At 42.3% G+C, this 22,118-nt stretch carries 26 protein-coding genes; 24 read left to right on the top strand and 2 right to left on the bottom strand.

Annotation, left to right across the window (positions count from 1 at the left end):
• Positions 1-116 precede the first annotated feature (116 nt).
• The gene (gene fmnP / locus ACZ07B_RS02520) at positions 117-689 is read left to right on the top strand and encodes a riboflavin transporter FmnP (RefSeq protein ID WP_004399159.1); all 573 of its coding nucleotides are present in this window, start codon (positions 117-119) and stop codon (positions 687-689) included.
• Between the two features lie 37 nt (positions 690-726).
• Here fmnP and ACZ07B_RS02515 read toward each other — a convergent pair whose 3' ends face one another.
• Positions 727-975, bottom strand: a complete 249-nt coding sequence (locus ACZ07B_RS02515) for a ferredoxin (RefSeq protein ID WP_003225461.1) — start codon at positions 973-975, stop codon at positions 727-729.
• A 265-nt stretch (positions 976-1,240) separates the two neighbouring features.
• Here ACZ07B_RS02515 and ACZ07B_RS02510 point away from each other — a divergent pair, with 265 nt between their 5' ends.
• The 17 genes from ACZ07B_RS02510 to fni all read left to right on the top strand — a co-directional run bounded on the left by ACZ07B_RS02510 (position 1,241) and on the right by fni (position 17,108).
• Positions 1,241-2,299, top strand: a complete 1,059-nt coding sequence (locus ACZ07B_RS02510; RefSeq protein WP_464877031.1) for a YpbB family protein — start codon at positions 1,241-1,243, stop codon at positions 2,297-2,299.
• The gene (locus tag ACZ07B_RS02505) at positions 2,292-3,782 is read left to right on the top strand and encodes a RecQ family ATP-dependent DNA helicase (protein ID WP_464876866.1); all 1,491 of its coding nucleotides are present in this window, start codon (positions 2,292-2,294) and stop codon (positions 3,780-3,782) included. The genes ACZ07B_RS02510 and ACZ07B_RS02505 overlap by 8 nt, the downstream gene beginning before the upstream one ends.
• 26 nt (positions 3,783-3,808) lie before the next feature.
• Positions 3,809-4,411: a CPBP family intramembrane glutamic endopeptidase gene (locus ACZ07B_RS02500; protein WP_024573135.1), complete on the top strand. Its 603-nt coding sequence runs from the start codon at positions 3,809-3,811 to the stop codon at positions 4,409-4,411.
• Positions 4,362-5,099: a LysM peptidoglycan-binding domain-containing protein gene (locus ACZ07B_RS02495; protein ID WP_046663505.1), complete on the top strand. Its 738-nt coding sequence runs from the start codon at positions 4,362-4,364 to the stop codon at positions 5,097-5,099. Before ACZ07B_RS02500 ends, ACZ07B_RS02495 begins: the two co-directional genes overlap by 50 nt.
• Before the next feature lie 62 nt (positions 5,100-5,161).
• Positions 5,162-5,605, top strand: a complete 444-nt coding sequence (locus tag ACZ07B_RS02490) for a YpbF family protein (protein ID WP_003230531.1) — start codon at positions 5,162-5,164, stop codon at positions 5,603-5,605.
• A gap of 86 nt (positions 5,606-5,691) precedes the next feature.
• Positions 5,692-6,471: a metallophosphoesterase gene (locus ACZ07B_RS02485; RefSeq protein ID WP_217003111.1), complete on the top strand. Its 780-nt coding sequence runs from the start codon at positions 5,692-5,694 to the stop codon at positions 6,469-6,471.
• 158 nt (positions 6,472-6,629) lie between these two features.
• The gene (locus ACZ07B_RS02480; RefSeq protein WP_003230533.1) at positions 6,630-7,214 is read left to right on the top strand and encodes a genetic competence negative regulator; all 585 of its coding nucleotides are present in this window, start codon (positions 6,630-6,632) and stop codon (positions 7,212-7,214) included.
• A 155-nt stretch (positions 7,215-7,369) separates the two neighbouring features.
• A complete protein-coding gene (gene gudB, locus ACZ07B_RS02475; RefSeq protein WP_003230536.1) occupies positions 7,370-8,644 on the top strand; it encodes an NAD-specific glutamate dehydrogenase in 1,275 nt (424 codons plus the stop codon).
• Positions 8,645-8,751: 107 nt separating this feature from the next.
• Complete coding sequence (locus ACZ07B_RS02470) at positions 8,752-9,726, top strand: YpdA family putative bacillithiol disulfide reductase (RefSeq protein WP_326383009.1); 975 nt, start codon at positions 8,752-8,754, stop codon at positions 9,724-9,726.
• Positions 9,727-9,845: 119 nt separating this feature from the next.
• Complete coding sequence (gene prsW, locus ACZ07B_RS02465; RefSeq protein WP_014480144.1) at positions 9,846-10,502, top strand: glutamic-type intramembrane protease PrsW; 657 nt, start codon at positions 9,846-9,848, stop codon at positions 10,500-10,502.
• A gap of 138 nt (positions 10,503-10,640) precedes the next feature.
• On the top strand, positions 10,641-11,558 hold the full coding sequence (sleB, locus tag ACZ07B_RS02460) for a spore cortex-lytic enzyme (RefSeq protein ID WP_015714181.1): 918 nt from the start codon (positions 10,641-10,643) through the stop codon (positions 11,556-11,558).
• A 34-nt stretch (positions 11,559-11,592) separates the two neighbouring features.
• Entirely contained in the window at positions 11,593-12,945 is a 1,353-nt protein-coding gene (gene ypeB / locus ACZ07B_RS02455) for a germination protein YpeB (protein ID WP_003230547.1), read from the top strand.
• 92 nt (positions 12,946-13,037) lie between these two features.
• Complete coding sequence (gene dgrA, locus ACZ07B_RS02450) at positions 13,038-13,691, top strand: cyclic di-GMP receptor DgrA (protein WP_029317976.1); 654 nt, start codon at positions 13,038-13,040, stop codon at positions 13,689-13,691.
• A gap of 44 nt (positions 13,692-13,735) precedes the next feature.
• Entirely contained in the window at positions 13,736-13,912 is a 177-nt protein-coding gene (locus tag ACZ07B_RS02445) for a YpfB family protein (protein ID WP_464876865.1), read from the top strand.
• A gap of 78 nt (positions 13,913-13,990) precedes the next feature.
• The gene (gene cmk / locus ACZ07B_RS02440; RefSeq protein ID WP_024572170.1) at positions 13,991-14,665 is read left to right on the top strand and encodes a (d)CMP kinase; all 675 of its coding nucleotides are present in this window, start codon (positions 13,991-13,993) and stop codon (positions 14,663-14,665) included.
• Between the two features lie 232 nt (positions 14,666-14,897).
• The gene (rpsA, locus tag ACZ07B_RS02435; protein ID WP_014477197.1) at positions 14,898-16,046 is read left to right on the top strand and encodes a 30S ribosomal protein S1; all 1,149 of its coding nucleotides are present in this window, start codon (positions 14,898-14,900) and stop codon (positions 16,044-16,046) included.
• Between the two features lie 12 nt (positions 16,047-16,058).
• Positions 16,059-17,108 carry a type 2 isopentenyl-diphosphate Delta-isomerase gene (fni, locus tag ACZ07B_RS02430; protein WP_464876864.1) on the top strand — a complete coding sequence of 350 codons (1,050 nt, stop codon included), beginning with the start codon at positions 16,059-16,061 and terminating at the stop codon, positions 17,106-17,108.
• A gap of 42 nt (positions 17,109-17,150) precedes the next feature.
• Here fni and ACZ07B_RS02425 read toward each other — a convergent pair whose 3' ends face one another.
• The gene (locus ACZ07B_RS02425) at positions 17,151-17,282 is read right to left on the bottom strand and encodes a YpzI family protein (RefSeq protein WP_003225499.1); all 132 of its coding nucleotides are present in this window, start codon (positions 17,280-17,282) and stop codon (positions 17,151-17,153) included.
• 77 nt (positions 17,283-17,359) lie between these two features.
• On the opposite strand from ACZ07B_RS02425, the gene ACZ07B_RS02420 reads away from it, so the two are divergent.
• The 6 genes from ACZ07B_RS02420 to ACZ07B_RS02395 all read left to right on the top strand — a co-directional run bounded on the left by ACZ07B_RS02420 (position 17,360) and on the right by ACZ07B_RS02395 (position 22,101).
• The gene (locus ACZ07B_RS02420) at positions 17,360-17,959 is read left to right on the top strand and encodes a YphA family membrane protein (RefSeq protein WP_106073519.1); all 600 of its coding nucleotides are present in this window, start codon (positions 17,360-17,362) and stop codon (positions 17,957-17,959) included.
• Positions 17,956-18,849 (top strand): YIEGIA family protein, encoded by an 894-nt coding sequence (locus tag ACZ07B_RS02415; protein WP_029946258.1) that lies wholly within the window; start codon positions 17,956-17,958, stop codon positions 18,847-18,849. The genes ACZ07B_RS02420 and ACZ07B_RS02415 overlap by 4 nt, the downstream gene beginning before the upstream one ends.
• Positions 18,846-19,040, top strand: coding sequence for a capping complex subunit for YIEGIA (locus tag ACZ07B_RS02410; protein WP_003230563.1), 195 nt, complete (start codon positions 18,846-18,848; stop codon positions 19,038-19,040). Before ACZ07B_RS02415 ends, ACZ07B_RS02410 begins: the two co-directional genes overlap by 4 nt.
• 153 nt (positions 19,041-19,193) lie before the next feature.
• Complete coding sequence (gene der / locus ACZ07B_RS02405; protein WP_464876863.1) at positions 19,194-20,504, top strand: ribosome biogenesis GTPase Der; 1,311 nt, start codon at positions 19,194-19,196, stop codon at positions 20,502-20,504.
• A gap of 17 nt (positions 20,505-20,521) precedes the next feature.
• Positions 20,522-21,559 (top strand): NAD(P)H-dependent glycerol-3-phosphate dehydrogenase, encoded by a 1,038-nt coding sequence (locus ACZ07B_RS02400; protein ID WP_144483039.1) that lies wholly within the window; start codon positions 20,522-20,524, stop codon positions 21,557-21,559.
• 338 nt (positions 21,560-21,897) lie between these two features.
• Positions 21,898-22,101, top strand: a complete 204-nt coding sequence (locus ACZ07B_RS02395; RefSeq protein ID WP_024572571.1) for a DUF2768 domain-containing protein — start codon at positions 21,898-21,900, stop codon at positions 22,099-22,101.
• Positions 22,102-22,118 lie beyond the last annotated feature (17 nt).

The raw sequence follows: 22,118 nt of genomic DNA, 5'->3' as shown, positions 1-22,118 counted from the left end.
TCTTTGCCTAGCCTAATTTTCGAAACCCCGCTTTTATATATGAAGCGGTTTTTTTATTGGCTGGAAAAGAACCTTTCCGTTTTCGAGTAAGATGTGATCGAAAAGGAGAGAATGAAGTGAAAGTAAAAAAATTAGTTGTGGTCAGCATGCTGAGCAGCATTGCATTTGTTTTGATGCTGTTAAATTTCCCGTTTCCGGGTCTTCCGGATTATTTAAAAATCGATTTTAGCGACGTTCCCGCTATTATTGCCATTCTGATTTACGGACCTTTGGCCGGTATTGCCGTAGAAGCGATAAAAAATGTTCTTCAGTATATCATTCAGGGAAGCATGGCCGGAGTTCCTGTAGGGCAAGTTGCGAATTTTATTGCAGGAACACTCTTTATATTACCGACTGCTTTCTTATTTAAAAAACTCAACTCAGCAAAGGGCTTGGCTGTCAGCCTGCTTTTGGGAACTGCAGCGATGACCATTTTAATGAGTATTTTAAATTATGTTCTGATTCTTCCGGCATACACGTGGTTTTTACATTCACCGGCATTATCCGACAGCGCGCTAAAAACAGCAGTCGTCGCAGGTATCCTGCCGTTTAACATGATAAAAGGTATTGTAATTACGGTTGTATTCTCACTAATTTTTATCAAGCTTAAGCCATGGATTGAGCAGCAGCGAAGTGCACATATCCATTAAATAAAAAAGCTCCCGTTCGGGAGCTTTTTTGTTACTTCTATTCAAATTTAAGCGGGTCGCCTTCAAATGGCTCATCCGCCACTTTGATGGAATCAGTAGGGCATCCTTCAAAAGCGTCAATCATATCTTCTTCCAGTACCTCAGGAACTTCGACAACACCTTTGTTTTCATCAAGCGTTACGAACGCGATGCCTTCATCATCGTAATCGTAAATGTCTGGTGCAGCAGCTCCGCAAGCGCCGCATGCAATACATGTATCTTTGTCTACGATTGTGTACTTTGCCATGAATAAAACCTCCCAGATTGTTCTTGGTGGAACAAATGGATCAATCTTTATATTTAATCAATTTAACACCTATTCCTCTTACTTATTGTAATGATGTTGCTGCCACATTTCAACAGAAAAATGATTGAGAATGCTTATCACATAAGGGGTTATCTACATAACATCCCCCTTAATGATGACTTTAAACGTCGATTTCTGTTTGAAATCTGTTAAAATAAAAAGAGCAAATCAACGATTTTTGTCAGGAAGAATGTAGGTGGATAGGTTGTCATTAAATTACTTCGATATTATGGTTCTCGATTGCCTTTGCAAAATAAACGGGGAACGGTCGGGAAGCGCTGTTTTTCACCTATTCAAGGGCAAGAGGTCGTCACAAACCATTCAAGATGCCGGCTTATTTCAGACTGCAAAATACTTTGGAATGGCGGCGCAATGTTCGAGAAGCGATATTTCTGCGTCGCTTGATAAGCTTGAAAAGCATTCATATCTCTCGCCAATGTCTGAAACAGATACATACAAAGTGACAGCCAGCGGCGCAGCAGTTTTGAGACATGCCCTTAGCGAGCGGCCTTGGCCCGTTCATTGTCACGGCGCTCATTATCAGCAGGCTGCCGGCGTGCTTTGGAAAAGGCTTTCGCTGCTTGTGCAGGTCCTATCCCATAAACAGCAAGGGAGCAGGCAGTATATCCCTGTCACAAAGAATCATAAGACACTTCACTGGGTAAAGAAATACCTGTCCCGGCATACGGATCATATAGAGATGGCAAAAAGCCTTTTTGCCATGCTTGAGGCGCATCTGAAAATGATTGAAGACAAAGCAGCGCAAATTTTTGTCTACTCCTTAACTTCGCACGATCGGATCGGTTATACGAGCAGGCAGCTTGCTGATACGCTGAAAGAAGATGAATGGTATGTCTATATCATGTTTTGGGCTTCGGTACATTATTTTATTCATTCTCTTCCGGAGTGTGAAGATGCTTTGTTAAAGGATCTCCTTTCTGATGTGCACTTAGATAATGCCCTGACAGAGTCGACGAGGAAAACATGGCAGATGGTCAAACAAGGGTTTCCGATACATCGAATTGCTGAAATCAGAAAGCTGAAAACAGCGACGATCGAAGACCACATTGTCGAGATTTCTCTCCATGAGCCTGCGTTTATGATTAATGACTATGTATCAGCAGAAGACCAGCTTCAAATCGCAGAGTTTGCCAAACGGATGCGGACGAATAAAATCAAACAAATTCGCGACGGGCTGGAACAGCGGTTCAGCTACTTTCAAATCAGACTGGCATTGACAAAGCAGGTGCAGCAATATGACTAAATTACAGCAAACGTTATATCAGTTTTTTGGTTTTACTTCCTTTAAAAAAGGGCAGCAGGACATTATTGAAAGCATACTCAGCGGGAAGGATACCATTGCAATGCTCCCGACTGGGGGAGGAAAATCGCTTTGCTACCAGCTGCCTGGTTATATGCTTGACGGCATGGTATTAATCGTTTCTCCACTGCTTTCTTTAATGGAGGATCAGGTGCAGCAGCTCAAAGCCCGGGGGGAAAAGCGTGCTGCAGCTTTGAACAGCATGCTTAACAGGCAGGAAAGACAATTTGTTTTAGAACATATTCATCGATATAAATTTTTGTACTTGTCTCCTGAAGCTTTACAGTCTCCATATGTATTGAAAAAATTGAAAAGCGTCCCGATCAGCCTATTTGTTATTGACGAAGCGCATTGTATTTCTGAATGGGGACACGACTTCAGGCCTGATTATTCAAAGCTCGGGCAGCTGAGAAAAAAACTTGGTCACCCGCCCGTTCTGGCATTGACGGCCACGGCTACAAAGGAAACGCTGCAAGATGTCATGAACCTGCTGGAGCTGCAGCATGCTGTACGCCATCTCAACTCAGTCAACCGCCCAAACATCGCACTGAGGGTTGAAAATGCGGCGGATACTGCCGAAAAAACAGATAGGGTCATTCAGCTGGTTGAAAACCTGCAAGGTCCGGGAATTGTTTATTGTCCGACACGGAAATGGGCTGAGGAATTAGCGGGTGAAATTAAAAGCAAAACGAGCAGCAGAGCCGACTTTTACCATGGCGGTTTGGAGTCAGGGGACAGGATTTTAATTCAGCAGCAGTTTATTCATAACCAGCTTGATGTGATATGTTGTACGAATGCGTTTGGAATGGGTGTCGATAAACCTGATATCAGATATGTAATTCATTTTCACCTCCCGCAGACGGCAGAAGCTTTTATGCAGGAAATCGGCAGAGCGGGACGCGACGGAAAGCCGAGTGTCAGCATTTTGCTGCGGGCGCCAGGGGATTTTGAATTGCAGGAACAGATTATCCAGATGGAGAGTGTCACAGCTGAAGAAATCGCCGACGTAATCCGTGTGCTAGAGAAGACGGAGGAGCGGGATGAGAGAAGGCTTCGTGACGTATTACTTCAGTATGGAGTCGGAGAGACACAGGCCCGTATGATGATTCATCTCTTTATGCAGGGAAAAACATCAGTTGAACTGATGAAGAAAGAAATTTCATATCGCATGGAGCTGAAGCTGGAAAAAATGCACCGTGTATCATTTTTGCTTCAGCGTGACGGCTGTTTAAGGCAGGCACTGTTAACCTACTTTGATGAATCATACGAGCCTGATGACGGAAACCTCCCGTGCTGTTCACATTGCGGTTTTGATTTATCCTTGTATGAACAAAAAGGGGAACGGAGTAAAATGGCGCCATTAGACAGCTGGAGTTCGGAATTGCACCGGATATTCAGCTTGCAGACTGTAGGTGAGCTGAACTGAAACAGCAAAAAGATTATATTCAGCATATGTCTGACCGTGATATGCTGAAGCAGTTATATTTGACGCAGCTACTCATCATCTTTGCCGCTGCTGCAGCAGGACTGTTCTTTTTTGAGGATGTACGGGACGTATTAAAGCTCTGGGACATTCGCGATATGCGAATCATCTGGTATGGTGTTTCTATAGCTGTTATTGTTATTTTAGCCGATATGGCAGTAATGAAATGGTTTCCGTCTCATTTATATGATGACGGCGGAATCAATAAAAAAATATTCAGTAAGAGGTCAATCCCTCATATTATATTTTTAACGCTTCTGATTGCTTTCGCGGAAGAAATGTTATTCAGAGGAGTGCTGCAGACTCATATCGGTTTATGGGCGGCCAGCCTTATATTTGCCGCTCTGCACTTTCGGTATTTGTCAAAATGGCTGTTATTTATTATGGTGACAGCAATCAGCTTTTTGCTCGGTCTGATGTATGAATGGACCGGCAACTTATTTGTTCCGATGACGGCGCATTTTATCATTGATGCCGTGTTTGCCTGTCAGATTCGTTTTGAACATGTGAGGAGGGATAAACATGACGAACATGTCGAGAGTAGAGAGAAGAAAAGCCCAGAATCTTTATGAAGATCAAAACGCCGCATTGGCGGACGATTATGTCGATGATGGAGAAAGCCTTCCGACAAGACAATCTGTAAAAAATCAAAGAGAACAGAAAAAAAAGCAAGGCAAAACAAAAACGCCATTATTCACAGTACTTGCAGTAATATTTGTATTTGTGCCGGTTATCGTTTTAGTCACCTTATTTTATCTAAAGAGCCACCCGGATAATCATGACGATTATGAAGATGTTTTTATTGACAGCAGCCAAAGCAAATATGAGGTTGTCCCGAAATCAGAGGATAAAAACGATACCGCAGACACTAAAGAAACCGCACTGCAGAAGGAGTCAAAAAAAGAGCCTGAAGATTCCAAGCCAAAAGAGCCGGCAAAAACCGCTGATGATAAGAAACAGACTGCTGTAGCGGAAAAAGAAGACTCGGCAAATAAGGAGGAAGCAACCGCCGCGGCTGCTTCCTCTTCCCAATCAACAGTACAACAGCAAGAACAGCAACAGCAGCCGGCTGAGCCAGTTCAAAATGTGCCGAATCGCGTTGTCAAGCACACCGTCCAAAAGAAAGAAACGCTATACCGCATTTCCATGAAGTATTATAAAAGCCGGACAGGAGAAGAAAAAATTCGAGCGTATAATCATCTGAATGGAAATGATGTTTACACCGGACAAGTTTTGGACATCCCCTTAATGGATGAATAGGGTATTATTTTTATTTTACGTTCATATATTGTAGCAATGAAAATGGACAAGGTGTGAAGCGTATGGAATCCTTATGGAATCAGCTGGATCAGTTTACAGACGCGCCGACCAAACAGATGCTCCAAGCGCTGGTAAAACGAAAACAAAAATTCGAAAATTATGCAGCACAATGCCGCAGATGGCGATGGGCTTCACTTATCTGCCTAGGCTTATTATGTGTTATGATCATGATCAAAAGCCCGGAGCCTCAGCTTATACTTCAAGAAATACTTAGCCATACCTTTTATTTATTTTGGATGCTGGCAACCGCTTTTGCCTACTGCACTTCATATTATTTCAAGAAAAAGGAAGAAAAATCCGAGACTGATTTCCATAAACTGAGATGTGAAATTATTCAGAAAAGCACGGATCTCTGGCCGCAGCCTGATAAATGGAAGGCAAGAGAGTCTGTTTTTCACATGATGAAGCACAAATATGACATTAATCTATATTTTGAAAGTAAATAAAATGGGGCGTTTTCTCAAACGATAGAAACGTCTTTTTTTTATTGTCCGTCTTATTGATAAGTTCTAAAAAGAATGGAGAGTTTTTTATGAAGCTATCAGTGAAAATTGCCGGTGTACTAACTGTTGCGGCAGCGGCAATGACGGCAAAAATGTATGCAACAGCAAAAGGCAATCATTTGAAGACACATACGTTTCCTTTATCAAAGATGAAGGGCAAGCCGCCTCTGACAATCTTTTTTATTTCAGACATTCACAAACGTCTCATCGATCAAGACCTTTTAGAAAAAGCGCGAAGCCATGCCCCCCACTTGGTTATAATCGGCGGTGATTTAGCTGAGGGCGGGGTGCCCAGTGCGAGAATCGAGGAAAACATCAAAAGGCTCGTACATTTCGGGGTCCCTATCGTGTTTGTGTGGGGGAATAATGATTATGAAGTCAGGCAGCATAAGCTGTATTCCATATTTAAAGCGCACGGCGTCATCACTCTGAGAAATGAGTCAGTCCCGTTTTCATACAATGGGCATACGATTGCGATTGCGGGGGTTGATGATATCAGGATGGAGATGGATCATTATGAGGAAGCCATCAAAGAACTTGATGAAAGCCAGCTGAATATTCTGGTTTGCCATAATCCGGAGATTCATGAACAAATCAATGAAGATGACGGTATTGATATGATATTCAGCGGACATACCCATGGAGGCCAGATCAGGTTTGGGAAATTTGGCCCTTATGAACTGGGGAATACAGGTATTGTTAAAAACGCGGCATATCTGATCAGCAACGGCTACGGCACGACAAAAGTGCCTCTTCGTTTAGGTGCTGAGCCTGAAACACACATTGTGACTCTTTGCGCGCCAGAATAACTTCTAAAAAGCAAAAATCCATATGGCAATAAAAACTGCATTGTGCTTGTCTTACTAGTGAACTCAGTGTAAACTGATAACAATTAAGAACCTATGACTCATCATCTCATATAATGTGTTATATGATTTGTGTGCAAGTAGAGGCAGGAGGGAACGTTATGCGGCTTGAGCGTCTGAATTATAATAAGATCAAAATCTTTTTAACCCTCGATGATTTAACAGACCGGGGATTGACAAAAGAAGACCTCTGGAAGGACTCATTCAAAGTCCACCAGTTATTTAAAGATATGATGAATGAAGCAAATACAGAGCTCGGCTTTGAAGCGAATGGACCGATTGCAGTGGAAGTGTATTCTCTCCAAGCACAAGGGATGGTCGTGATTGTAACAAAGAACCAAGATGCCGATTCAGAAGACGATGAGTATGATGATGATTACATCGAAATGCAAGTCAAGCTTGATGAAAGCGCGGACATCATATATCAATTCCATTCCTTTGAAGATATCATTCAGCTTTCAGAAAGCTTACAGCGAATCGGTATCACAGGGGGAACTGTCTACCACTATGACGGGCAGTACTTTTTAAGCCTTGAAGATCTAGGGTCACATACGGCTGAAGGGGTTGTGGCGGTTCTGGCTGAATACGGCAATCCGACAACTTTAACGATTTATCGCCTGCAAGAGTATGGTAAGCTCATTATGGACGGTAATGCCGTAGAGACGATACAAACTCATTTTTCATAAGAATGCAACGGAAAACTGCTGATTTCAGCAGTTTTTTTTCGTTAAAAAACATGGAAAAACATAACGTTTATTCTATGCACAGATCATATGAAGGTGTATACTATTCTCTGAAAGGGAGCATGTGAGAAACAGAAGATTCTAGGAGGTTAACTCAAATGGCAGCCGATCGAAACACCGGTCATACAGAAGAGGACAAACTTGATGTATTAAAATCAACCCAAACCGTAATACATAAGGCTCTGGAAAAATTGGGATATCCTGAAGAGGTATACGAATTGTTAAAAGAGCCGATGAGATTATTAACGGTAAAAATACCTGTTCGTATGGACGACGGTTCAGTAAAGATTTTCACAGGATATCGTGCGCAGCACAATGACTCTGTCGGTCCAACGAAAGGCGGGATACGTTTTCACCCGAACGTAACAGAAAAAGAGGTGAAGGCGCTTTCAATTTGGATGAGTTTAAAATGCGGCATAATTGATCTTCCATATGGCGGTGGTAAAGGCGGAATTGTTTGTGATCCAAGGGATATGTCGTTTAGAGAGCTGGAGCGTCTGAGCAGAGGGTATGTCAGAGCGATCAGCCAAATTGTCGGCCCGACAAAAGACGTGCCGGCACCGGATGTATTTACAAACTCACAAATCATGGCTTGGATGATGGATGAGTATTCAAGAATTGATGAATTTAATTCGCCTGGATTTATTACAGGCAAACCGCTTGTGCTTGGCGGATCTCACGGGAGAGAATCTGCGACAGCAAAAGGAGTTACCATCTGTATTAAAGAAGCGGCTAAGAAGAGAGGCATCGATATTAAAGGTGCGCGTGTCGTTGTCCAAGGCTTCGGAAACGCGGGAAGCTATTTGGCAAAATTTATGCATGATGCGGGGGCAAAAGTTGTCGGCATCTCAGATGCGTATGGCGGACTTTATGATCCGGAAGGCCTTGATATCGATTATTTACTCGACCGACGCGACAGCTTCGGTACTGTAACAAAGCTTTTCAACGATACCATTACCAACCAAGAGCTGCTGGAGCTGGATTGTGATATTCTCGTTCCTGCTGCGATTGAAAATCAAATTACAGAAGAAAATGCCCATAATATCCGGGCTAAAATTGTCGTTGAAGCAGCGAATGGGCCAACAACGCTTGAAGGAACAAAAATTCTTTCAGACCGGGACATTCTGCTTGTACCAGACGTGCTGGCAAGTGCCGGTGGCGTAACAGTTTCTTATTTTGAATGGGTTCAGAATAACCAAGGCTTCTACTGGAGTGAAGAAGAGGTAGAAGAAAAATTAGAAAAAATGATGGTCAAATCATTTAACAATATTTACGAAATGGCTAACAACCGAAGAATTGACATGAGGCTCGCTGCATATATGGTCGGCGTTCGCAAAATGGCTGAAGCTTCGCGTTTTAGAGGCTGGATATAAGTTGATGATTTGCATAAAAATAAAAAATCTCCTATGATAAAATAGGAGATTTTTTTATTCGGAAATAGAAAATATGAAGTGAAATGCCAATGCAGGAGTTGACAGAAATGATTCAAGAAAAAGCAATTATTATAGGCGGAGGGCCTTGCGGACTATCTGCTGCCATTCACCTAAAACAAATTGGCATTGATGCCCTCGTCATCGAAAAAGGCAATGTCGTTAACAGTATTTACAATTATCCGACGCATCAAACCTTTTTCAGCTCAAGTGAAAAGCTCGAAATCGGAGATGTGGCATTTATTACGGAAAACAGGAAGCCTGTCAGAATTCAGGCTTTATCGTATTACCGGGAAGTCGTCAAACGGAAAAACATCCGTGTTAACGCATTTGAAATGGTGCATAAAGTGACGAAAACGGAAAATAATACATTTGTTATTGAGACGTCAAAAGAGACCTACAAGACGCCATATTGTATCATCGCCACAGGCTATTATGATCATCCAAACTATATGGGCGTACCCGGTGAGGATTTGCCGAAAGTATTTCATTATTTTAAAGAAGGCCACCCGTATTTTGATAAAGATGTTGTTGTCATCGGCGGGAAAAATTCAAGCGTGGACGCCGCCCTTGAACTCGTGAAATCTGGGGCGCGTGTCACAGTTTTATATAGGGGCAATGAGTATTCTCCGAGCATTAAGCCGTGGATTCTGCCGGAATTTGAAGCTCTCGTCAGAAACGGTACAATCCGTATGGAATTTGGCGCTTGTGTCGAAAAAATCACCGAGAATGAAGTTGTGTTTCGCTCCGGAGAGAAAGAACTCATTGCCATTAAAAATGATTTTGTATTTGCCATGACAGGCTATCATCCCGATCATCAATTTCTTGAAAAAATCGGTGTTGAAATTGATAAAGAAACAGGGCGTCCATTTTTCAACGAAGAAACGATGGAAACGAACGTTGAAGGTGTCTTTATTGCCGGTGTTATTGCTGCGGGAAACAATGCAAATGAAATATTTATTGAAAACGGCAGGTTTCACGGGGGGCATATCGCAGCGGAAATCGCCAAAAGAGAAAACCATTAAAGATGAGGAGCATATGATGCATTCGTATGCTCTTTTTGTTTTTTTAAGTGCAGACAGATGTAAAATTTTAAACAACATGGTAGGATAGACGTAGGAATATAAAGGAAAGAGGTTGCCTGATGTTTGCAATCATCTCTGCAGGAATTGCCCCCGGCATCGCGTTATTAAGTTATTTTTATTTAAAAGATCAGTATGATAATGAACCTGTACATATGGTGCTACGGTCGTTTTTTCTCGGGGTTGTTCTTGTATTTCCCATAATGTTTATCCAGTATGTACTTGAAAAAGAGAATGTAGGAGGCGGAAGCTTTTTCGTTTCTTTTTTATCTTCGGGGTTTTTGGAGGAATCATTAAAATGGTTTATACTGATGATCAGTGTTTACCCGCACGCCCACTTTGATGAGCATTATGACGGGATTGTGTACGGTACAAGTGTATCACTCGGTTTTGCAACCCTCGAAAATATTCTTTATTTAATTGGCCACGGCGTGGAGCATGCGTTTGTCAGGGCGCTGCTGCCTGTTTCATGCCATGCCTTGATTGGCGTTATAATGGGATTTTACCTTGGAAAAGCCCGTTTTTCCGCTGATAAGGCGCGTGTAAAGTGGCTTACTCTTTCTTTAGTTGTCCCATCCCTTTTGCATGGATCATATGATTTTATCCTAACAGCGCTTAGCAATTGGATTTATTATATGCTTCCATTTATGGTATTTTTATGGTGGTTTGGTTTGCGTAAAGCGAAAAAAGCCCGTTCCGTTAATATGATGCAAGTATAGAAGCCGCACAGCAACCGTGCGGCTTTTTTGTGTGCAGTTTTTATGTTCTGAGGGATAACAAGGAAAGAGTGTATAAAAATAACCTCGTTACAGAAAATACGATTACACTTAAAAATTTGCAGTAGGAGGCTTGAAAAGATGAAGTCCAAAGGATCGATTATGGCATGTCTCATCCTTTTTTCCTTTACAATAACGACGTTTATTAATACTGAAACGATCTCTGCCTTTTCGAATCAGGTCATTCAAAGAGGGGCAACAGGGGATGATGTGGTCGAGCTTCAGGCGCGTCTTCAATACAACGGATATTATAACGGAAAAATTGACGGGGTTTATGGATGGGGGACGTACTGGGCAGTTCGAAATTTTCAGGATCAATTCGGGTTAAAAGAGGTTGACGGCCTTGTAGGAGCTAAAACAAAGCAAACCTTAATATGTAAATCAAAATACTATCGTGAATATGTCATGGAACAGCTCAATAAAGGGAATACATTCACGCATTACGGAAAAATTCCGCTAAAGTATCAGACGAAACCATCAAAAGCAGCAACACAAAAGGCAAGACAACAAGCAGAGGCACGGCAGAAACAGCCTGCGGAAAAAACAACGCAGCAGCCTAAAGCGAATGCGAATAAACAGCAAAACAATACACCAGCAAAAGCAAGAAAACAGGATGCGGTAGCAGCGAACATGCCTGGTGGATTTTCCAACAACGATATCAGGCTGCTTGCTCAAGCGGTTTATGGCGAAGCCCGGGGCGAGCCGTACGAGGGGCAGGTTGCTATTGCAGCAGTCATTTTAAACCGTTTGAACAGCCCGTTATTTCCAAATTCAGTAGCGGGGGTTATTTTTGAGCCGCTTGCCTTCACAGCAGTAGCCGACGGACAAATTTACATGCAGCCGAATGAAACGGCACGAGAAGCAGTGCTGGATGCCATCAATGGCTGGGACCCATCAGAGGAAGCACTTTACTACTTTAATCCGGATACGGCTACAAGTCCGTGGATTTGGGGGCGTCCGCAGATTAAAAGAATCGGTAAACACATTTTCTGTGAGTAGCAGATATGAGAAAGCATAAAAAGAGGTGTGATAAATGATCAGAGGAATTTTAATCGCCGTGCTTGGTATTGCAATAGTCGGTACAGGCTACTGGGGATACAAAGAACACCAGGAAAAAGACGCAGTTCTTCTTCATGCTGAAAATAACTATCAGCGGGCGTTTCATGAGCTTACCTATCAGGTGGATCAGCTTCATGATAAAATCGGAACAACACTTGCCATGAACAGCCAAAAATCACTGTCGCCTGCATTGATCGATGTGTGGAGGATTACATCAGAAGCTCATAACAGCGTCAGTCAGCTGCCGCTTACATTAATGCCGTTTAATAAAACTGAAGAGCTATTATCAAAGATCGGCGATTTCAGCTATAAAACGTCAGTCAGAGATTTGGACCAAAAGCCGCTTGATAAAAACGAGTATACATCACTAAATAAGCTATATCAGCAGTCCGAAGATATACAAAATGAATTGCGTCATGTTCAGCACCTTGTCATGAGCAAAAACCTTCGCTGGATGGACGTAGAAATGGCCCTGGCTTCTGACGAAAAACAAAGTGATAATACGATTATCAACAGCTTTAAAACAGTCGAAAAAAATGTGGGTGCATTCTCCACTGGCACTGATCTTGGCCCGAGTTTCACCAGCACGAAAAAAGAAGAGAAAGGCTTCAGCCATCTGAAGGGAAAACAAATTTCCGAACAGGAAGCAAAACAAATTGCTGAGCGCTTTGCCCCAGATGACAATTATTCAATTAAAGTGGTAAAGAGCGGAAAAAAAACAAATCGCGATGTATATAGCATCAGCATGAAAGACCCAGACCATAAAGCAGTGATTTATATGGATATTACGAAGAAGGGCGGGCATCCGGTATACTTGATCCAAAACAGAGAAGTGAAAGATCAGAAAATCAGTTTAAATGACGGATCGAACCGAGCGCTTGCATTTTTAAAGAAAAACGGATTTGAAACAGATGATTTGGAAATTGATGAAAGTGCCCAATATGATAAAATCGGTGTATTTTCATATGTTCCTGTTGAAAATAAAGTCCGGATGTACCCGGAGGCAATTCGTATGAAAGTGGCCTTGGATGACGGTGAGGTTGTCGGCTTTTCAGCAAGAGACTTCCTCACATCTCATAGAAAAAGAACCATACCTAAGCCTGCAATTACTGAAGCAGAGGCAAAGTCTAAATTAAATAAAAATGTACAAGTGAGAGAAACAAGGCTCGCTTTGATTACAAATGAACTAGGTCAAGAAGTGTTATGCTACGAAATGCTTGGAACAATTGAAAATGACACATTCAGAATGTATATCAATGCCAAAGACGGATCGGAAGAAAAGGTTGAAAAACTAAAAAATGCAGAACCTATATATAAAGACCTATAAAAACAGGAGGAAAGGACTAAATGTCTTTTCCTTTTTTTCATTACGTGCTTTAATAAAAACGTGAGTATATTGAATGCGAAAGAGTGAAGTCAATGATAGAGATTGGAGAAACTGTACTTTTAGAATATATAGAAGAAAATGAATTGAAAAAGGCAAAAAGCAAGGCGGTCAGCATCGAAAACAATGAACTTTTGATCGCGTATCCTGTTGATGTAGTTACAGGGCGAACTGTGATTTTACATAACGATATGGAAGTAACGGTAGAGTTTGTGGGAAAAGACGAAGTTCCTTATCGCTTTATAAGCCGTATAAAAGGTAAAGTGAAGGACAAACTTCAAATGATCTGTCTTGAAGTGCCTCCACGTGAAAAAATGAAAAGAATCCAGCGCCGCCAATATGTAAGAACTGATGCGGTATTAGATGTGCAAATTCAGCCGGGAAATGAAGAAGAGATCCGCACACTATCTTATAACATCAGTGCAGGCGGCATCGCCGTGGTTTTAGCTGATGGCCTTTCTTTTCAATCGGGGGAATCATTGCGCCTGATCATCCGTCTTCCTGAAGAGGAGCACACACGTCAAATAGAAACAGAAGCAGTTGTCAGACGAATCTTTAATGACCCCAAATCAGAAAAACGAAAAATGACTTTAGAATATTCAGAAATTGCAGCAGGTGACCAGCAGGCTTTGCTTCAATACTGCATCCGGCGCCAGTTAAATAAGAGAAGAAAGGCCCGAATGGAATAAACATCGGCAAACACTTCCATACTATTTGTAATGGAGGTGCTCCAATGAAAACATTTGAACGGCTGCTGATCAAATTATTGTTCATGCAGGCCATCATTTTACTTGGTGTCCAATTTCTTTTTCACTATCAGCATATTGAACCATACGTATCAAAAGTGATTCAATATGAAGGGGTGGATAAAATGGAGGAAAACAATAGGATTGAAACCTTCAAACATTAATTATTCATCAATTTTTCACCCTTTTTCATAAAGTTCGTGATACAATCCATAGAGGAGAAAAGAGCAAGGAGAGGAATTATGGAAAAGAAATTATCGATTGCAATCGACGGCCCGGCAGCTGCGGGGAAAAGCACCGTTGCCAAAATTGTGGCTGAGAAAAAATCGTACATATATATTGATACAGGAGCGATGTATCGGGCGATTACGTACGCGGCTTTACAGGAAAACGTTGATCTGACAGATGAAGAAAAACTGGCTGAGCTGCTAAAGCGGACAGACATTGAGCTGATTACAACAAAAGATGGACAAAAAGTGCTTGTAAACGGCACCGATGTAACTGAGGCGATCAGAACAGATGAAGTCAGCAACCAAGTTTCAATTGCGGCAAAGCACAGAAGTGTCAGAGAAGAAATGGTGAAACGCCAGCAGCAGCTTGGGGAAAAAGGCGGCGTCGTCATGGATGGTCGTGACATCGGGACGCATGTGCTGCCAAATGCAGAAGTAAAAATCTTTCTTTTGGCATCTGTTGAAGAGAGAGCGAAACGTCGTTATGAAGAAAATGTGAAAAAAGGCTTTGATGTCAACTTCGAAACATTAATTGAGGAAATTGCAAGAAGAGACAAGCTTGATTCAGAGCGCGAAGTATCTCCGCTGCGTAAAGCAGAAGACGCTCTTGAAATCGACACGACATCGCTTTCCATTCAAGAGGTAGCTGATAAAATCCTCGAGGCTGTGGAGCAAAAGTCCCGCTGAGGATGGCAAATGCCACTTTTTTTGAATTTTTCAACGAAGATAGAATGTTATTGCTTGACAAACCTGTCCTTTTATTAGAAGTTAATACTAATAAAACTTTTTATTGATCATTCAAAAAACTTTTTTGGATGATTCTTTAATACATATTCGGCTAAAAGCGGGCATGTTATATGTTCAGCTTTCAAACCGTTTTAATTAAGCTGTGTAGGTTTGGACCAAGGAGGTTATTCAAATGACAGAGGAAATGAATCAAATTGATGTTCAAGTGCCAGAGGTTGGAGATGTAGTTAAAGGGATTGTGACAAAGGTAGAAGACAAACATGTAGATGTAGAAATTATCAATGTCAAACAATCCGGTATTATTCCAATCAGTGAATTATCAAGTCTTCATGTAGAGAAAGCATCGGATGTTGTTAAAGTAGACGACGAGCTTGACCTGAAAGTAACAAAAGTGGAAGACGATGCTTTGATTTTATCTAAACGTGCTGTTGATGCAGACCGCGCTTGGGAAGACCTTGAGAAAAAATTTGAAACAAAAGAAGTGTTTGAAGCTGAAGTGAAAGATGTCGTGAAAGGCGGCCTTGTCGTTGATATCGGCGTTCGCGGTTTTATTCCGGCATCACTTGTTGAAGCACATTTCGTTGAAGACTTCACTGACTATAAAGGAAAAACACTGTCACTGCTCGTTGTAGAGCTTGACCGTGATAAAAACCGCGTGATCCTTTCACACCGTGCTGTTGTTGAAAGTGAACAAGCGAATAAAAAACAAGAACTTCTTCAGTCTCTTGAAGTTGGAAGTGTACTTGATGGCAAAGTACAGCGCCTGACTGATTTTGGCGCGTTTGTTGATATTGGAGGCATCGACGGACTTGTACACATTTCACAGCTTTCCCACTCTCATGTAGAGAAGCCGTCTGACGTTGTTGAAGAGGGACAAGAAGTAAAAGTGAAAGTGTTATCGGTTGACCGTGATAATGAACGTATTTCTTTATCAATCAAAGATACACTGCCTGGACCTTGGAGCCAAATCGGCGAAAAAGTGAAGCCTGGCGATGTGCTTGAAGGAACTGTACAGCGTCTTGTAAGCTTCGGTGCCTTTGTTGAAATCCTTCCAGGTGTTGAAGGTCTCGTTCATATTTCTCAAATTTCCAATAAACACATCGGCACGCCGCATGAAGTCCTTGAAGAAGGACAGACTGTAAAAGTGAAGGTTCTTGATGTGAATGAAAATGAGGAGCGCATTTCATTAAGCATGCGTGAACTTGAAGAAACGCCTAAAGCTGATCAGGAAGATTACCGTCAATATCAAGCGAAGGAAGAAACAAGCACTGGCTTCCAGCTTGGAGATCTGATCGGAGATAAGCTGAATAAACTAAAATAATTGGTGATAAACGTGACTCGAGCAGAACGAAAAAGACAACACATCAATCATGCCTTGTCCACCGGCCAGAAGCGGGAAACAGGTCTTGATGATATTGCGTTTGTTCACGTCAGTCTGCCCGATCTTGCATTAGAACAAGTAGATATTTCCACAAAAATCGGCGAACTTTCAAGCAGTTCGCCGATTTTTATCAATGCAATGACTGGCGGCGGCGGAAAACTTACATATGAGATTAATAAATCGCTTGCGCGAGCGGCTTCTCAGGCTGGAATTCCCCTTGCTGTGGGATCGCAAATGTCAGCATTAAAAGATCCATCAGAGCGTCTTTCCTATGAAATTGTTCGAAAGGAAAACCCAAACGGGCTGATTTTTGCCAACCTGGGAAGCGAGGCAACGGCTGCCCAGGCAAAGGAAGCCGTTGAGATGATTGGAGCAAACGCACTGCAGATCCACCTCAATGTGATTCAGGAAATTGTGATGCCTGAAGGAGACAGAAGCTTTAGCGGCGCACTGGAACGTATTGAACAAATTTGCAGTCATGTCAGTGTACCAGTCATTGTGAAAGAAGTCGGATTCGGTATGAGCAAAGAATCAGCAGGAAAGCTGTATGAAGCTGGTGCTGCAGCTGTTGACATTGGCGGTTACGGAGGGACAAATTTCTCGAAAATCGAAAATCTCCGAAGACAGCGGAAAATCTCCTTTTTTAACTCGTGGGGCATTTCGACAGCTGCAAGTTTGGCGGAAATCCGCTCTGAGTTTCCTGCAAGTACCATGATCGCCTCTGGCGGTCTGCAAGATGCACTTGACGTGGCAAAGGCAATTGCGCTTGGGGCCTCTTGCACCGGAATGGCAGGGCATTTTTTAAAAGCGCTGACTGACAGCGGTGAGGAAGGATTGCTTGAGGAGATTCAGCTGATCCTTGAGGAATTAAAGATGATTATGACCGTGCTGGGTGCCAGAACGATTGCCGATTTACAAAAGGCGCCCCTTGTGATCAAAGGTGAAACCCATCATTGGCTCACAGAGAGAGGGGTCAATACATCAAGCTATAGTGTGCGATAAATGATAAAAGCCCAAAACCGTATGTGGTTTGGGCTTTTTGTATTATGATTTTCGCTTTTTGAATCTTCCGTTTTGTTCAAGGCTTGTCGCTCCGTCATAGTGAATGGACTGGTCGCGGTCTGATTCGACTCTGCCTGAAGCTTTGAGTTTTTTCTCTTGTCTGTCTTTTCCCATGATCATACTCCTTAATGTGAGATCGATTGTTTAAAAAATGCGCTTGAACTCCATACTGGGAATATGGAGGAAGTAAAGTGGAACAATTTTATTACTATTGGTCAATGTGGTTTCTTTGGGTTCTGACAACATTTATTTTTGAAAAGACGAAAAGACGAATTGCCGTCTCAGTCTTTATTTTAACTAATATTATTCTAAGCATACATGACATCGCTTTATATTTTTCCCTGAATGCTGCATATTTGATGTTTTTCGTTTGCGGATGTGTCTATGCCGGGTATTTGGGAATGTATCGTTTTCGTTACATCATGGTCTATCTGACGCTTGTTGCCGCGTATGCGTTTGTTTATCTTTTTGCATTATATGACCCGGTTTGGTTCATCATAAAACCTGAGTGGGCTGCTGTTATATTAATAGTGCTTTTAACAGCTTCTGTTGAAAGGAATTTTGAGAAGCAGCTTGTCTTATTTGTCCTAGGGATGTGCCAAGGCGAACTGGTGTATTCATTTGTGATCCAGAAGTTGGCCGGGGCTATGGCTGTCGGCGGCTTTCAATGGCTGAATGCGTGTTCTGCGGGGATGATATTGCTGTTTGGCATATCTAAATACGAACACCTCGCAAACCAGATTGGTCAGAAAAGCAAAAGATCAAACAAAGGAGCTACCAAAATGTCATGAGTGATTACATCTATCCAATTATTGCTGGGGTCATTGCCGGAATTGCGACAAGGCTTTATATGCTGAAAACGGATTACCGCCAGTATCCCACCTATGTTCATGGGAAAGTGATTCACATCGCACTGGGGTTGATAGCGGCTGGTTTAGGTGCAATTATTATGCCGGCGCTTTTGCAGGAGGAATTTACGGCCATCACATTTTTAACTTTGGCAGCGACGCAATTTAGAGATGTCCGAAACATGGAGCGGAACACATTGACGCAAATGGATTCGTATGAACTTGTCTCAAGGGGAAGCACATATATTGAGGGGATTGCCATTGCGTTTGAAAGCAGAAATTATATTGTGATCTTTACAGCGCTTTTGACAACCTCTGCGTATGTGTTTTTATCCATCTGGGCTGCAGTCATAGCGGCTGTCGTTTGTTTTTTACTGGCCATGAAGTTTATGTCGGGCAGTGTGTTGAAGGATATTGTAGATATCGAGTACATAAAGCCGCGCTTTGACGGTCCGGGACTGTTTATTGATAATATTTATATGATGAATATCGGGCTTCCAGAGAAACAGGAACTGATTTTAAAGCATGGCATGGGCTTTATCTTAACGCCAAAAAACTTTAATTCAGCAGCGACGATAGCAAATTTAGGGCAGCGTCAGGCCATTTTATTTGATGTTTCCAATGTGCTCGGGGTTTATCGGGATTCAGGAGAGCCATCTTTGACACCAATTGCAAAACGGGATTTAAATGATGGGAGAGTGGCAGTATTTGTTCTCCCGCAAATTCACCATCCCGAAACGGCTGTTCAAATTATTAGCAATGTTCCAACCCTGGAAAATGCGATTAGAATGCCGACTGAATTTATCAAGAATCAGGATAAGGTGATAGGATGAGTGAATCTCTTACGAAAGTGATTTTGTCTGTAATCACGACAAATCGAAACCGGGTTGCAGGGGGAGCACCTGTCTTTTTTTGCAATGACCAAAAGGAGATGGAGCTTTTCGCTAAAAATCTTGAGGCGATCCTTGATGGAATAGCACACAGAATCGGAGATGACGTGTATTTGATCGTGAAACATTTTTAAGAATAGTTGTGATCCCAGTAAAAACTGATATAATAAATGAGTTAAGCCCTTCCTCTGAAGGGTTTCTTTTCATAAAAGTGAATGAAATGATTTTAATAACCGGTTGAAAATTTATGTAAAAATGAAAGCGGCTGGATTGAAAGGAAGGGTACTATGGGTAAACCTGTCGTAGCCATTGTCGGGAGACCAAATGTAGGAAAATCCACAATCTTTAACCGGATTGCGGGAGAAAGAATTTCAATAGTAGAAGATACCCCTGGCGTGACAAGGGATCGGATATACAGCTCGGCTGAATGGCTGAATTATGATTTTAATTTGATTGATACGGGCGGTATTGATATCGGTGATGAGCCGTTCTTAGCGCAGATTCGCCAGCAGGCTGAAATCGCCATGGATGAAGCGGACGTGATTATTTTTATGGTGAACGGCCGTGAAGGTGTGACAGCTGCTGATGAAGAAGTGGCGAAAATTTTGTACCGCACAAAAAAGCCTGTTGTTTTAGCGGTTAATAAACTGGATAACACAGAAATGAGAGCGAATATTTATGATTTTTATTCGCTAGGCTTTGGCGAGCCGTATCCAATTTCGGGAACACACGGACTCGGACTGGGTGATTTACTGGATGCCGTTGCAGAGCATTTTAAAAACATTCCTGAAACGAAATACAATGAAGAAGTTATTCAATTCTGTCTGATCGGACGTCCAAATGTCGGAAAGTCCTCACTTGTGAATGCGATGCTCGGCGAAGAACGCGTTATTGTCAGCAACGTGGCTGGAACGACAAGAGATGCTATTGATACGTCATTTACTTACAACCAGCAGGAGTTTGTCATTGTCGATACTGCAGGTATGCGAAAAAAAGGAAAAGTCTATGAAACGACTGAGAAGTATAGTGTACTGCGGGCGCTGAAAGCGATTGACCGCTCAGAAGTCGTGGCGGTTGTGCTGGATGGCGAAGAAGGCATTATTGAACAGGATAAGCGCATCGCCGGCTATGCACACGAAGCGGGCAAGGCCGTCGTCATCGTCGTAAACAAATGGGATGCTGTTGACAAAGATGAGAGCACGATGAAAGAATTTGAAGAAAATATTCGCGATCATTTTCAATTTCTGGATTATGCGCCAATCCTATTTATGTCTGCCTTAACGAAAAAACGGATCCATACTCTGATGCCTGCGATTATCAAAGCTAGTGAAAATCATTCACTTCGAGTTCAAACAAACGTCTTAAATGATGTCATCATGGACGCTGTGGCAATGAATCCGACACCGACTCATAACGGTTCTCGTTTGAAAATTTACTATGCGACTCAAGTGTCGGTAAAGCCGCCAAGCTTCGTTGTGTTTGTAAACGATCCGGAATTGATGCATTTTTCATACGAACGGTTTTTAGAAAACCGAATCAGAGACGCGTTCGGTTTTGAGGGGACACCAATCAAAATATTTGCAAGAGCTAGAAAATAAAAAGGTGTGAAGCAAATATGAAAAAAGTCACAATGCTCGGAGCGGGGAGCTGGGGAACAGCACTGGCTTTAGTGTTAGCTGATAATCATCACGATGTAACCATGTGGGGGCACCGTGCAGATCTGATCCATCAAATCAATGATCAGCATGAAAATAAAGATTATTTGCCGAACGTCAAGCTTCCAGAATCTATAGAGGCAACAACGGATATGAAAGAAGCTGTTTCAGACGCGGATTTCATTATCGTTGCTGTTCCAACAAAAGCAATTCGGGAAGTGCTGAGACAGGCTGTCCCTTTTATAACGAAAAAGGCAGTCTTTGTTCATGTCAGCAAGGGTATCGAGCCAGATTCACTTCTGCGCATTTCTGAAATTATGGAAATTGAGCTCCCGAGTGATGTCAGAAAAGATATCGTTGTCCTTTCCGGCCCGAGTCATGCGGAAGAAGTAGGGCTGCGGCACCCCACAACTGTTACTGCATCTTCAAAGAGCATGAGGGCAGCAGAAGAGGTGCAGGATCTATTTATTAATCACAATTTTCGGGTGTACACAAATCCTGACATTATCGGAGTTGAAATCGGAGGGGCTTTAAAAAATATTATTGCCCTTGCTGCAGGAATTACAGATGGTTTAGGGTACGGCGACAATGCCAAAGCTGCTTTGATTACACGCGGACTTGCCGAAATCGCGAGACTCGGAACGAAAATGGGCGGAAATCCCTTGACGTTCTCTGGATTGACAGGAGTAGGCGATCTGATTGTGACGTGCACAAGTGTTCATTCCAGAAACTGGCGTGCGGGCAATTTGCTCGGAAAAGGGTACAAGCTTGAAGATGTTCTTGAAGAGATGGGAATGGTAGTCGAAGGCGTCCGCACGACGAAAGCGGCTTACCAGCTTTCGAAGAAATATGATGTTAAAATGCCGATTACAGAAGCTCTCCATCAGGTCCTATTCAACGGACAAAAAGTGGAAACCGCTGTTGAATCTTTAATGGCGAGAGGGAAAACCCACGAGATGGAGGATTTGGTAAATACGTTTGAAAATCAAGTGAAGTAAAAGTGTCAATCAAATGATGGATCGCATATCTTAATTGAACGAAAGCCCGAAAAACAGAAGAACACCCAAGTCTTGGGATCTCCTGAAACATTTTGCCGATTTAGGCAATAGAGGATGCATCTGTATGTCAAGTCGCATACTATAGCATCGAAGTCCAAGAGAGTGTTTCTTAAACGTGCAGGTGAATATAGTCAAGTTGACTGAAGCGAAGGTCCCCCTCTTTGCTTCAGTTTTTTTTGTTCTATCAAAGGATGGAAAATCTGGTTGATCTTTTCCGGCGCTGTATATTAAAATATAATATAACGCTTACATCATACATATCGGGGAGGCGCACGTCATTGAATCTGGCATTGATGAAAATGTGGTTTGCTCTAGGGTCCATGGGTCTGATGTTTCTGGCTGTAGCTTCCATCTATTTAAGCCGCTTTAAATGCCGAAACCGTTTTTTGAAGATTGCGATTTCATCATTCGCATACATGTGTATGCTCATATCTGGAATTATTGTGTTTGTCGTGGTTTTTAGCGGCCCTGTCAATGAATAAAGCTGTAAAAGGAAGTG

This window comes from Bacillus sp. 9.4, from assembly GCF_055486415.1.
The sequence above is the reverse complement of the archived record's forward strand: the minus strand, read 5'-3'. Positions and strand labels throughout refer to the sequence as shown.